Annotated in this window: 13 protein-coding genes and 1 tRNA gene; 12 read left to right on the top strand and 2 right to left on the bottom strand. The window is 58.4% G+C overall.

Going from position 1 to position 12102, the window contains the following annotated elements; translation table 11 throughout:
* Positions 1 to 61: 61 nt before the first annotated feature.
* Together L6963_RS00005 and L6963_RS00010 are read right to left on the bottom strand one after the other, a co-directional pair.
* Positions 62 to 1093, bottom strand: coding sequence for a 6-phosphofructokinase (locus L6963_RS00005; protein WP_237194775.1), 1032 nt, complete (start codon positions 1091 to 1093; stop codon positions 62 to 64).
* Between the two features lie 401 nt (positions 1094 to 1494).
* The gene (locus tag L6963_RS00010) at positions 1495 to 2697 is read right to left on the bottom strand and encodes a pyridoxal phosphate-dependent aminotransferase (RefSeq protein ID WP_237184881.1); all 1203 of its coding nucleotides are present in this window, start codon (positions 2695 to 2697) and stop codon (positions 1495 to 1497) included.
* 251 nt (positions 2698 to 2948) lie between these two features.
* Here L6963_RS00010 and L6963_RS00015 point away from each other — a divergent pair.
* The 12 genes from L6963_RS00015 to L6963_RS00070 all read left to right on the top strand — a co-directional run bounded on the left by L6963_RS00015 (position 2949) and on the right by L6963_RS00070 (position 12083).
* Positions 2949 to 3021 (top strand) — tRNA-Trp (locus tag L6963_RS00015).
* 75 nt (positions 3022 to 3096) lie between these two features.
* The gene (gene secE, locus L6963_RS00020; protein ID WP_237194772.1) at positions 3097 to 3360 is read left to right on the top strand and encodes a preprotein translocase subunit SecE; all 264 of its coding nucleotides are present in this window, start codon (positions 3097 to 3099) and stop codon (positions 3358 to 3360) included.
* A 104-nt stretch (positions 3361 to 3464) separates the two neighbouring features.
* A complete protein-coding gene (gene nusG, locus L6963_RS00025) occupies positions 3465 to 4211 on the top strand; it encodes a transcription termination/antitermination protein NusG (RefSeq protein WP_237204752.1) in 747 nt (248 codons plus the stop codon).
* A gap of 427 nt (positions 4212 to 4638) precedes the next feature.
* The gene (gene rplK, locus L6963_RS00030) at positions 4639 to 5070 is read left to right on the top strand and encodes a 50S ribosomal protein L11 (RefSeq protein WP_135012423.1); all 432 of its coding nucleotides are present in this window, start codon (positions 4639 to 4641) and stop codon (positions 5068 to 5070) included.
* Between the two features lie 140 nt (positions 5071 to 5210).
* The gene (rplA, locus tag L6963_RS00035; protein ID WP_237206183.1) at positions 5211 to 5903 is read left to right on the top strand and encodes a 50S ribosomal protein L1; all 693 of its coding nucleotides are present in this window, start codon (positions 5211 to 5213) and stop codon (positions 5901 to 5903) included.
* Positions 5904 to 6246: 343 nt separating this feature from the next.
* Positions 6247 to 6828 carry a DUF2599 domain-containing protein gene (locus L6963_RS00040; protein ID WP_237206184.1) on the top strand — a complete coding sequence of 194 codons (582 nt, stop codon included), beginning with the start codon at positions 6247 to 6249 and terminating at the stop codon, positions 6826 to 6828.
* Positions 6821 to 7297: a hypothetical protein gene (locus L6963_RS00045; protein WP_237204754.1), complete on the top strand. Its 477-nt coding sequence runs from the start codon at positions 6821 to 6823 to the stop codon at positions 7295 to 7297. The genes L6963_RS00040 and L6963_RS00045 overlap by 8 nt, the downstream gene beginning before the upstream one ends.
* 258 nt (positions 7298 to 7555) lie before the next feature.
* Positions 7556 to 8467 carry a hypothetical protein gene (locus L6963_RS00050; protein WP_237206185.1) on the top strand — a complete coding sequence of 304 codons (912 nt, stop codon included), beginning with the start codon at positions 7556 to 7558 and terminating at the stop codon, positions 8465 to 8467.
* Between the two features lie 155 nt (positions 8468 to 8622).
* Entirely contained in the window at positions 8623 to 9681 is a 1059-nt protein-coding gene (locus L6963_RS00055) for an ABC transporter ATP-binding protein (RefSeq protein ID WP_237206186.1), read from the top strand.
* Between the two features lie 239 nt (positions 9682 to 9920).
* Positions 9921 to 10430: a 50S ribosomal protein L10 gene (gene rplJ / locus L6963_RS00060; RefSeq protein ID WP_237185947.1), complete on the top strand. Its 510-nt coding sequence runs from the start codon at positions 9921 to 9923 to the stop codon at positions 10428 to 10430.
* A 120-nt stretch (positions 10431 to 10550) separates the two neighbouring features.
* Positions 10551 to 10928 (top strand): 50S ribosomal protein L7/L12, encoded by a 378-nt coding sequence (gene rplL, locus L6963_RS00065; protein ID WP_185174250.1) that lies wholly within the window; start codon positions 10551 to 10553, stop codon positions 10926 to 10928.
* A 132-nt stretch (positions 10929 to 11060) separates the two neighbouring features.
* On the top strand, positions 11061 to 12083 hold the full coding sequence (locus L6963_RS00070) for an endonuclease/exonuclease/phosphatase family protein (protein WP_237206187.1): 1023 nt from the start codon (positions 11061 to 11063) through the stop codon (positions 12081 to 12083).
* Positions 12084 to 12102 lie beyond the last annotated feature (19 nt).

Below are 12102 nucleotides of genomic sequence, written 5' to 3' on the forward strand. Positions count from 1 at the left end.
ACAAACTACGTGCCCCTCCCCCCCGCCTGGGGTGGTGGGCCACTTCTTATGCCTCTAGGGCCTAGCGGCCGAAGAGGACCTTAGCCTCTTCGTAGCGGTGAACCGGAACGGTCTTGAGGCCGTTGAGGGCCTCAGCGAAATCAACACGCTTGATCTCGGTGCCCTGCATGGCAACCATCTTGCCCCATTCCTTGTCGTGAATCATGTCGACAACCTGGATGCCCAGGCGGGTGGAAAGTACGCGGTCAAAGCCGGTAGGGGCGCCACCGCGCTGGATGTGGCCCAGGGTGGTGTTGCGGGTTTCAATGCCGGTGATGCGCTCGATCTCCTGGGCAACCCAGTCACCGATACCGCCCAGGCGGGGGCGGCCGTCCTTCTCCTGGCCCTTGCCTGCCATCACATCGTCGAAGCCTTCGGGGATGAAGCCCTCAGCAACAACGATCAGGGGGGAGCGGCCGCGGTCGTGAACTTCCTTGACCCAGCCAGAAACCTCTTCCATCGAGACCTTAACCTCGGGAATCAGAATAGCGTGAGCGCCGCCGGACATACCGGAGTGCAGGGCAATCCAACCAACGTGACGGCCCATGACCTCAGCGACCATGGCGCGGTGGTGGGACTCGCCGGTGGTACGCAGACGGTCCAGGGCATCGGTTGCGATAGAAACTGCGGTATCGAAACCGAAGGTGTAGTCGGTTGCCTGCAGGTCGTTATCAATAGTCTTGGGAACACCAACCACGGGCAGGCCCGCGTCAGCCAGGCGCTTAGCACCAGCCAGGGTACCCTCGCCACCGATAGCGACAATAGCGTCGATACCGTTGCGTTCCATCATGATCTCGATGTTCTCGGGGCCACCCTTAGGACCATCGAAGGGGTTAGTGCGGGAAGTACCCAGGATGGTGCCACCGGTACGAGCCAGACCACGAACCTTGGTACGGGGCAAATCCATGAAGTCGCCTTCAACAACACCGCGCCAACCGTCGCGGAAGCCAACGAACTCGTCGCCGTAGGTCTTGACGCCATTGAGCACAGCGCCACGGATAACAGCGTTCAGGCCGGGGCAGTCGCCGCCGGAGGTGAGCAGACCGATCTTCATGGAGAAACTCCTTGTGTTATTCCTGATGGGGAATGATGGTGGTGACCCTGTTGGGTTTCTGCCCGTTTAGACAGCCCAAAGTGTGGGTCTTTGTTGGTTTCTATTGTAGTAAAGAGGGGTTGCGTTGGGTAGCTGTGGGGTAGGTTGCGCTGTATGTTTTCAACCTCGCCGTTAGAGTCAGTGATGACTTTATGTCGGGTGAGGTAGTAGGTTCGGGCGCACCGGATATACAGATAGCGCGGCACATGAACCTTCGCAAGCGACCCTCTCGCAGCTTCGCTTCGCTCAGGTGCGATTCACGCCAGCCGCCGAGCCAGCTTGCTTGCGGTTCATATGCCGCGCTTACTTGGCGTCCTGCGTACCACTGAGGCGCACGCGCCTGTATACCCGCGTCAGGCAAATTACTGCGCGGTTGCCAGCAGCTTCTGCATGCGAGCAAGGCCTTCGGCGAGGTCTTCATCGCCCAGGGCGTAGGACAGGCGCAGGTAACCGGAGGGACCAAAAGCCTCACCGGGAACAACCGCTACTTCGGCCTCTTCCAGGATGATTTCGGCAAGCTCGGCGGAGGTCTGCGGGGTCTTGCCTGCAATGGTCTTGCCCAGCAGGCCGGTGACGTCGGCGTAGGCGTAGAAGGCACCCTTGGGGGTGGGGCAGTGGACGCCCTCGATAGCGTTAAGCCCCTCAACGATGGTCTTGCGGCGGCGGTCGAAGGCCTTATGCATCTCGTTGACGGCGTCGAGGGAACCCGAGACAGCTTCAAGTGCCGCCAGCTGGGCGATGTTGTTGACGTTAGAGGTCATATGTGACTGCAGGTTGGTTGCCGCCTTGGTGATGTCGGCGGGGGCAATCATCCAGCCCACGCGCCAGCCGGTCATGGCATAGGTCTTGGCAACACCGTTGAGAATGACGGTGTTCTCAGCCAGGGCGGGCACGGCCTTGACGATGGAAGTGAAGGGTACGCCGTCGTAGGTGAGGTGCTCGTAGATTTCGTCGGTGAGCACGATGATGCCCTTCTCCAGCGCCCACTCGCCAATAGCCTTGGTCTCTTCGGGGGTGTAGACCGCACCGGTGGGGTTAGATGGGGATACGAAAATCAGGGCCTTGGTGGCGGGGGTGTAGGCTGCCTCCAGCATGTCGGGGGTGACCTTGTACTCCTTGTCGGCGCCGGCGAAGACTTCAATGGGGTTGCCACCGGCCAGGCGGATAGCCTCGGGGTAGGTGGTCCAATAGGGGGCGGGTAGCAGCACGTCGTCGCCTTCGTCAATGACGGTGGCAAAGGCCTGGTAGACGGCCTGCTTGCCACCGTTGGTCACGATCACCTGTGAGGCATCGATATCGATACCGGAATCGCGCTTGGTCTTCTCAACGATTGCCTGCTTGAGGGCGGGCAGGCCTGCGGCCTGGGTGTAGCGGAAGTTAGCGGGATCATCGAGAGCCTTGCGGGCGGCGTCCACGATGTAGTCGGGGGTGGGGAAGTCGGGCTCGCCCGCACCGAAGCCGATCACCGGGCGTCCTTGTGCCTTCAGGGCCTTAGCTTTAGCGTCAACGACCAGGGTGGCCGAGGGGGCGATAGCGCCGATGCGGCGTGATACGCGGGCAGTCATGGTGAGGTTCTCGCTTCCGTCCTGCGGGCAGGACCGTCGGGGTGGGGCAAATGAAGGGCGCGGACGCCAGCGCGGCAGCTGGCACCTGCCCCTTAAATCATAGGTCGGACGGCAGTTGGGAGAGGGGCTGGCGCGCACCAAATTGCCAAAGCAAAAAATTTGTTCTACAGTAGATAACGTTGTTCGCAACCGAACAGCTTTAGGTTTGTGCCCGTAAAGGTTTCAAGCCTCCTTGAAGGGGTAACCTTCAAAGGGCGGTGGCTCAATTGGTAGAGCAGCGGTCTCCAAAACCGCAGGTTGCAGGTTCGAGTCCTGTCCGCCCTGCTTCAAGCCTCACAGGTTTATTTGTCAATCGAACAGTTGATGTTCATGATGAGTCTAGAAAGGGGCGGGCCTACAATGGCTAAATCAATCGCCGCCAGGACCGCCGATTCTGAAGAACCAGGCGCAGAGAAGAAGCTGGGCTTCTTCGGCCGTATTTTCCAGTTCTTGCGCGAAGTTATCGCAGAACTCAAAAAAGTCACCACTCCCACCGGTAAAGAACTGGTGCAGTACGTGATTATTGTTCTTTTCTTTGTTGCTTTTATGATGCTCTTCATCTCGGGCCTAGATTATGTTTTCGGTCAGGGAGCCTTCTGGATTTTTGGTAACGGCATCAACTAGTAGCTCCGGTAGCTAGGCCGATGGCGGCCTAGCCCGTAGAATCTTTTGTGAATGTAAGGGTCTATGTGCCCTCAAGTAAACCCCAATGACGAAAGCAGGAAAGCGTGTCCGAGCAGGAAGTTGCACCTGAAACCGAAGAGGTCGTAGAACCTGCAGAGCAGGCAACCGACGAGGGCCACGAGGCTGTTGAAGTAGCAGCCGCTGAGGTCGTTGAAGAAGTCACCGAAGCTGAAGAAGCCGGTGAGCCCGCCGTTGACCCGCTCGAAGAATTCAAGGCTAAGCTGCGCCGCCAGGAAGGTGAATGGTTCGTCATTCACACCTACGCCGGCTACGAGAATAAGGTCAAGGCCAACCTCGAATCCCGTGCCCAGACCATGAACGCTGAAGACGACATCTTTGAGGTTCAGGTCCCCATGGAAGAGGTCATGGAGGTCAAGAACACCACCAAGAAGCTGGTTCGTCGCGTGCGCGTGCCCGGCTACGCCCTGGTGCGTATGAATCTGACCGACGAGAGCTGGGGCGTTGTGCGCCACACCCCCGGTGTGACCGGCTTCGTGGGGCAGGACGCCTACAACCCGGTTCCCCTGCGTCTTGATGAGGTTGTCGACATGCTGGCTCCCGTCTTTGAGGCTGAGCAGGCAGAAGCAGGCGCCGCTCCCAAGGCTGCACCCGCCGTCGAGACCGGCTTTGAGATTGGTGAGGCCGTCACCGTTAAGGAAGGCCCCTTCGAGGGCATGCCCGCAACCATCTCAGAGATCAACGCAGCAGCTTCATCCATGGTTGTGCTGATTTCCGTCTTCGAACGCGAGACCCCCGTGACCCTGAACTTCTCACAGGTCACCAAGATGTAACACCGGTCAGACCGGTTACAGGCCGCCCCGCTTGATGTGGGGCGGCCTTTTCTGTGTCTAGGTGAAAAACACGGTGTGTGCACCTAGGGTTACCCGCATTTATTCTGGTTTACCCGCACCTAGTTGCGGGTAAACCAGAATAAATGCGGGGAAACTAGGGGAGGACGTTTGTTCGCGGGGAGTCTATGGGAGGACGCGCGCGGACGTGACCTGACCCCGCACTTACCCGCGCCTGTGAGCAAGCACCCAGGGGCAGGCGTCCGCCCCGCAATAGCTTTAAAGCTCAGACCGTACTAAGATAGAAGACTGTATGTGCGCACCCACGCCGGTGCGCCCCTACACGGTGCCGCCGCCGCCATGGCAGCACCACCGCCCGGTGCATACTCCTGTGCGCCGGTCCACCAGCTAAGAAAAGGACCAAACACAAATGGCTCCCAAGAAGAAGGTCGCAGGCCTCATCAAGCTGCAGATTCAGGCAGGCGCCGCTAACCCCGCGCCCCCCGTTGGCCCCGCACTCGGTGCACACGGCGTCAACATCATGGAATTCTGCAAGGCCTACAACGCAGCCACCGAATCCCAGCGCGGCAACATCATCCCCGTAGAAATCACCGTCTACGAGGACCGCTCCTTCACCTTCATCACCAAGACCCCTCCCGCAGCACAGCTCATCAAGAAGGCAGCTGGCGTTGCTAAGGGCTCCGGCGTACCCCACACCCAGAAGGTCGGCTCACTGACCCTGGACCAGGTCAAGGAAATCGCCCAGACCAAGATGGAAGACCTCAACGCTAACGACATCGACGCCGCAGCGAAGATCATCGCCGGCACCGCCCGCTCCATGGGCATCACCGTCGAAGGCTAAAACCCTTCCACCCCGCCCACCGTGGGGAACCGAGGTTCACACCTCACCCAAAGACAATTGTTAGAGTCTCCCACCCGGGAGGCATGTGGCAGAGCCGAGCGCGGCTCACCAAAGACCACACCTGCAAAGGAGAAAAGCAGATGGCAAAGCGCAGCAAGGCGTACCAGGCAGCTGTAGCCAAGATTGAAGCGGACAAGCTCTACGCACCCGCCGAGGCTATTGCAGTAGCAAAGGACATCGCGGCAGACAAGCCCAATTCAACCGTTGAGGTCGCACTGCGACTCGGCGTTGACCCCCGCAAGGCAGACCAGATGGTACGCGGTACCGTCAACCTGCCCCACGGCACCGGTAAGACTGCCCGCGTAGTAGTTATCGCAGCCGGTGAAAAGGCTGAAGCAGCAGAAGCAGCTGGCGCTGACTTCGTTGGCTCAGACGACCTGATCGCAAAGATCGCTGGCGGCTGGACCGACTTCGACGCAGCAGTTGCAACCCCCGACATGATGGGCAAGGTTGGCCGTCTGGGTAAGGTTCTGGGCCCCCGTAACCTCATGCCCAACCCCAAGACCGGCACCGTCACCATGGATGTTGCTAAGGCAGTGGCAGACATCAAGGGCGGTAAGATTGACTTCCGCGTTGACCGCAACTCAAACCTGCACTTCATCATCGGTAAGGCTTCCTTCACCGCTGAGCAGCTGACCGAGAACTTCGAAGCAGCTCTCGAAGAGGTTAACCGCCTCAAGCCCTCATCAGCTAAGGGCCGCTACATCTCAAAGGCAACCATCGCCACCACCTTCGGTCCTGGCGTTCCCGTTGACCCCTCAACCGTAGCCTAAGTTTCTTAGACCCTAACGGTTATTCACGGCAGGCTCCCCGCGTCTAGTGCGCGGGGAGCCTGCTTTTTCAGATTAAAGAAAAGTACTTAAGTACTCTCTTTAGTCTAGTGACAGAATAACTCTGGTTTTTCCTGCACCCCGGTTATAGGCTACTTATCAACCAGCTCCATCAAGGAGTCTGGCATGTTAGAGAAAAGAGATAAAGATGTCCCTTTTACCCCCCCGTTCTGCTTTTAGTATCTGTGCGGTTGGCGCTGTGTTGATTGGTGGAGTAGGTCTTGCACCTGCTTCAGCTGATAGTTCAGTTCCAAGGAGCCAAGATAGCTCTGTGCAGATGGTAACTATGATTGCTGATTCCTCTGCCTTTAAGGAATACGTTTATGATTTTGATTTGCCGGAAGGCGCCAGCATGGAGATTCTTGAGGGCGGTCTTGTTCTTGTAGAAGATGCTGAGGGGAATTTTATGGCTGGTGTTGCTGCTCCTTGGGCTAAGGACGCCGGGGGAGCGGACGTACCGACTCATTATGAGATTCGGGGATCTGATTTGGTGCAGATTGTAGAGCATCGGGGACAGGAGAGCGTGGCGTATCCTGTGACAGCTGACCCTTGGCTAGGACGGGATTTGATTAGCCGCGTCTGGGTAACTAACCATCGTGAAGGCTACAAGGTAAATGTTGTAGCCACTAGTTGGGGCAGGGCTTTTAGTGGAGTCGCGGCACATAAGGCACATGTTGATGAACTTGTCTCGAAGACCGCACGGGGACGGATAACACCAACTATCCGAGAACAGTATCTCTGCCATGTCGCTGGTAACCTTTTCGAGAGAGAAGATTATAATATGGAATCCTGGTTGCCCTATAGGCCCTGGTGGCAGCAACTGAACTTGGTTGACCAATATAACCCGGGAGGTAGCCGTTATGCATAAGTATAAGTATCTCGTAGGTGTACTCAGTATAGTAACCCTTGGTTTCCTCATTTTTATCTGCAGCAGTTTTAGCGCTATAGTGACTTATTCTAAAATTGCTGCAAGCCCCTACGAATCTACTCCAGAAGAAGTTGCTTTAGCTTTCGCATACACGCTAGATAAAGAAGATTTCGATAGTTCTACCTCTCTGTACGATGTCTTCGCTGATTCAACAGTTTCAATAGCAACTATTGATGACCTTAAGAAAGCAGTAGGTTTACCGGATACATGCGATTTAGCGACACAGGAAGTAGAAGACGTAAAAAGTAGGAAGTTAGATGGCACGATTTCAGTTGCAATTCCTTATATCTGTGAGGGGAAAGCAACCACTCATGAAATCTATGTTTCAAATGGAACCTGGGAAACTCCCAACGGTGCAGGAAAATTTGTGGTTTCGATAGCGGCTGGCAAAGCTGGATATCCTCTATAAGCATTGAACGCCTGATTTAGCGTGTAGAGCACTCCTCCCTGATAGGCCCCACCACCGTAGCCTAAGTTTCTTAGACCCTAACGGTTAAACAAGGCAGGCTCCCCGCATGTGTCGCGGGGAGCCTGCTTTTTGTTGTGGCGGGGAGGCGGGGCAAGGAGGGGGGTACAGGGACGATTGGGTCTAGCTTTCGCAGGCACAGGCAGCTATTCTTGTGGTCAAGAGCACACCCCTATCAAAGATGATTGGAGGCCCCGCCCCATGTACCGTGTCGCCTACTACCCCTACCCGCGTCCGTCCGACCTGCCCGCCTACCGCGACGAAAAGTCGCTCTACCCCGGCCTGCTTGCCCTGCAAGAACCGGTGAGTCAAACCGTCTTTCTCTACCGCCTAGAAACCCTGTACGAGGGGGACTTTCCCACCGACTACACCATCTATAACTATGCTGGTGGACCCCTTGAGAGCGAAATGCGCATTAATATCTCCGCCCTGGGGCCTGCAGAAGAACGCGGGGACGGGGAGCCGATGTATCAGTTTGAAGCCTACTCCCGTTTCGAAGACCGCGCTGGAAAGCTTATCTCACAGGGGCTACTGACCCGCACCGGAGAAATCCGCTGGGACGAACAAGACCCCGGCCACTGGCTACACCCGCATGTGAAAACCCTAATTGAGTACCTGGCCCAGGCTCCGGCCAAAGCCCCTGAGACCATCGAAGAAGGGCAGGTTATCACCTGGGACCTCCCGCAGCTTCTGAGCGACGAGCTGACCATCAACGAACATAACTTCGAGCGCCACCTGCCCCACTGGTTCGCAGTAGAGCACAGCGAAGATTGCACCTGGTACACAGAGCAGCTCGCACAGCACACTGATGACGAGGAGCCCCTGCCACTCCTTAACCGTCTAGTACAGGTCGTCCACCCCGATACAGTAAGCGACAGGCCAGTCCACCCGGGGGAGCTTGCCCCTAGTATCGGTTATACCGCGAAGATTCATAGAGGGGGTGGCGTCCTCAAATGGGGCCGAGACTTGGCGCCCACGGTGTGGGGCAGAGAGGCTGACGCAGGGCTACTTCCCGGGCTGAGCGGTGAGAACCTGCCCGGTTCAATTCGAGATTTGGTAGAGCAGGGTGAGATTATCTACCCCGATGACCGCATTGAGCAGGCACGAGGCTAACAGCTTCCCTAACGAACGTGCACCTTATCGCCGAGCGTGCCGCAGATAGATGCACGCTCAGCGATAAGGCGCACGCTCAGTCGAATCAGGGTCGCGCTGCGGTGGGAAAGCTGCGGTCAGGGCTTACCGTGCAATCGTCAGGCATAATAGAGGTCATGACCAGCCCCGCTCTTACCATCACCGGCCTGACCAAGCTGTTTGGTGCGTCCGCCGTGCTTAGCGGAATTAACCTGACCGTGCCCGGTGGCAGCCTGCTCTCCCTGGTGGGGGAGTCGGGGGCGGGCAAGTCCACCCTGCTGCGCATTATTGCCGGGCTGGAACAGGCGGACGCCGGCCGTGTGCTGTTCGGCCACCGGCCGGTAGGTGTTGGGGGAGGCACCCGCATTAAGGGCACGGCCAAAACCCAGCAGGCAGGGGCCGTGCCGGTGGGGTTTGTCTTTCAAAAGCCCGTGCTCTACCCTCACCTGAGCCTGGAAGAGAACATCCTCTTCGCCCAGCGTCTGCGCGCCCAGGAGCAGCTGGATCGCGACCACTACCTTTCCCTTGTCGATACCCTGGGTCTGGGGGAGCACCTGCGGAAGAGGCCGGCGCAACTATCGGGTGGCCAGGCCCAGCGGGCCGGTATTGCTCGGGCCCTGGTGCGTAAACCCACGCTGGCTCTCTTTGACGAGCCGCTCTCCAGCGTCGATGAGCATCTGAGCGAGGCTATCCGCACCGACCTGCTGACCCTGCACCGCCAGCTAGGGTTCACGGGCATCTACGTCACCCACACCCCCGACGAAGCCCTCGCGATGGGCCAGCAGCTTGCGGTGCTAGAGGGCGGACGCCTGGCCCAGGTTGCCGCCCCGGGGCAGGTGCTGGCCGCACCGGCGTCCGCGCAGGTTGCCCGCCTGCTGCACCCGCTCTACAACGAGCTAGAGGTAGAACGGGATGGGCGGGCAATACCGGCCGGTACCTCTGCCCACGGTTTTGAGCGGACGGACGCCGACACCCCGGGTACCCTGTCCGTACGGGTGCTGGGCGTGCTCGCCCATACGGCAGGGAGCCGTTTTAGCCTTGAAACTACCCAGGCGGTAGAGCTGCCACACCCGGACGGTGCCGTGACCATTCCCGCCGGTAGCTCGCTGACCGCTGTGCTGCCAGAAACTCCGGTAGGTACGGAAGAGGGGCTCTGCCTGAAGCTCCGACCAGGTACTCTGCACGTATTTAAGTGATTAAGCACCCTTAAACCCGGTTTTAACTTGCCAGAGCCCCGCAAACCGTGGTTAGATGAAGTAACCAAAGACCGCCGGTCTGTGCCTTTTACAGGCACGATAAGGGCTAACCAGCCCACCTGCGTAGGTGCCGATAACAGAATACAAACCAGTTTTTGCTGAGTTTGTATTATGCCTCGATGCCTGCGCGTCGGGGCATTTTTTGTTGGCCTGGCGGGATAAGAACTGGAAGGAACACCATGGCAACACAGGATAAGATTGCTGCCGTCTCTGAGATCAAGGAACTCCTTGAATCCTCAAACGGCGTAATTCTCACCGAGTACCGTGGTCTCACCGTTGCACAGATGAAGGAACTTCGTCGTGCACTGGGTGCTGAGACCGAGTACGCCGTGGTAAAGAACACTCTGACCGCTATCGCGGCTAAGGAAGTTGGCATCGACGCATTCGATGGTCAGCTCCACGGCCCCAGCGCAATCGCATTCATCAAGGGCGACTTCATTGATGCTGCGAAGGGTCTGCGTGACTTTGCCAAGGCTAACCCCCAGCTGATCGTTAAGAGCGGTTACTTCGAGGGCGAAGCTCTCGACGAAGCTGGCATCAACAAGTTTGCAAGCCTCGAATCACGCGAGGTACTTCTTGCAAAGGTCGCAGGCGGCGCAAAGGGCGCAATCGCAAAGGTTGCTCGCACCGTTGACGCTCTGCGTATCAAGCTCGAAGAGCAGGAAGGCGCAGCACCCGAGGCCGAGTAATCGCCTCGAAGCTGCCCACCGCACAGACTTCGGCCCACTTGCCCGGGCCACCCCACAATTTTCAAGCTCGCAGGCTGAAATACTGAGGCTTGCAACTGAATCAAAGAAGGAGCCAATCTCATGGCTAAGCTTTCAATCGAAGAACTCATTGAAGCATTCAAGGAACTGTCACTCGTTGAGGTTTCCGAATTCGTTAAGGCATTCGAAGAAGAATTCGACGTAACCGCAGCTGCTCCCGTTGCTGTTGCTGGTGCTGCCGGTGGCGACGCTGGTGCTGCTGAAGAGCAGTCAGAATTCGACGTTATCCTCGAATCAGCTGGCGACAAGAAGATCGGCGTTATTAAGGAAGTTCGCGCCCTCACCTCACTGGGTCTGAAGGAAGCTAAGGACCTCGTTGACGGCGCTCCCAAGCCCGTTCTCGAAGGCGTTTCCAAGGAAGACGCAGAGAAGGCTAAGGAAGCTCTCGAAGGCGCTGGCGCAACCGTCACCCTCAAGTAAGTTTCTTACTTTTCTTATCTTTGGCGCAGGGGCGGCACCCATTACGGGTTGCCGCCCTTGCGGCTTTTTGTTTAAGGACGGACGCCGCCCCCACCTCTTCCCCTGCCTGCTGGTTTTAGTTAGGCTGGGGTCATGGGTAAGACTCTGATTCGTGCATTCTGGTGTCTGTTGCTGGCCGGTGCTCTGGCCTGGCTGGCTATCCTGGTGTGGCCGGGGCACCCGGTCACCTCCTGGCTGACCACCCGCCTGGTTATAGCCCAGGCCGTCGCCTTCCCCACCCTGCTTGCGGTGGCCGAGGCGGGCGTCCTGATTGTGGCACTACCGGTGACACTGCGCCGCGCAACCAGCGGAGCTACCCGCGCCCTTGCCGGGCTGACGGCGGTAGCCTGTGCCGCTTCTAGTCTGCTGGCTGTCACCGACCCCTACGGGGCTGCGCGCTATCATGCGCGAGGGGTGCCTGCCATTGGGTGCGTTAATATGCAGACCTACCGGGTCACTACCTACAATGCCCTCGATACCCTGACCGACCAGTCCCTGGCTCGGTTGCTGGCCGATGAGCCGGATTTCCTGGTGCTCCCTGAAGTCTCACCCGATACACCCGCTCTTGCTGGCGGTGTTTCGGGCTACCAGGTGTTCGCCTCCACCAGCGGAAAGGCCCACATCGCCCCGACGCTGACCCTGGTGAGCGACCGGCTGGGCACCTACACCGCGCAGGAAGTGCCCATGACCTTCGGCGCCCTGATGCTGGCTCCTGAAAATGACGATACCGGCCACCCCTCACTGCTGGCGGTGCACACCGCCCCGCCCGTGCCCTCCTACATGCAGCAGTGGCGCGATGACTTAGCCACCATCGACCGGTTGGCTCGCGACGAGAGCCGCCCTGACCTGATCGCCGGCGACTTCAACGCGACCCTGCTCCACGGCGGACTGGCCAGTTACGCGGGGGTGGGCTCATACCTGGGTGCGGATGCTGCCCTGGCCACCCACCGGATTGAGGGCACCTGGCCGGTAGGCGGAGTGCTAGGAATGCGGGCCCCGATCGACCACATCATGGTGATGCAGGGGCCACCTGCTCACAGCGAGGATATAACCTACCAGCAGGTGGGCGATTCTGACCATCTGGCCGTAAGCGCCACCACCAGCATCTGTCGGTAGAACCTTCGTGGGCTAGCCC

It is taken from the genome of Rothia nasimurium (assembly GCF_928392795.1).
GTDB classification, from domain to species: Bacteria; Actinomycetota; Actinomycetes; order Actinomycetales; family Micrococcaceae; genus Rothia; species Rothia nasimurium_F.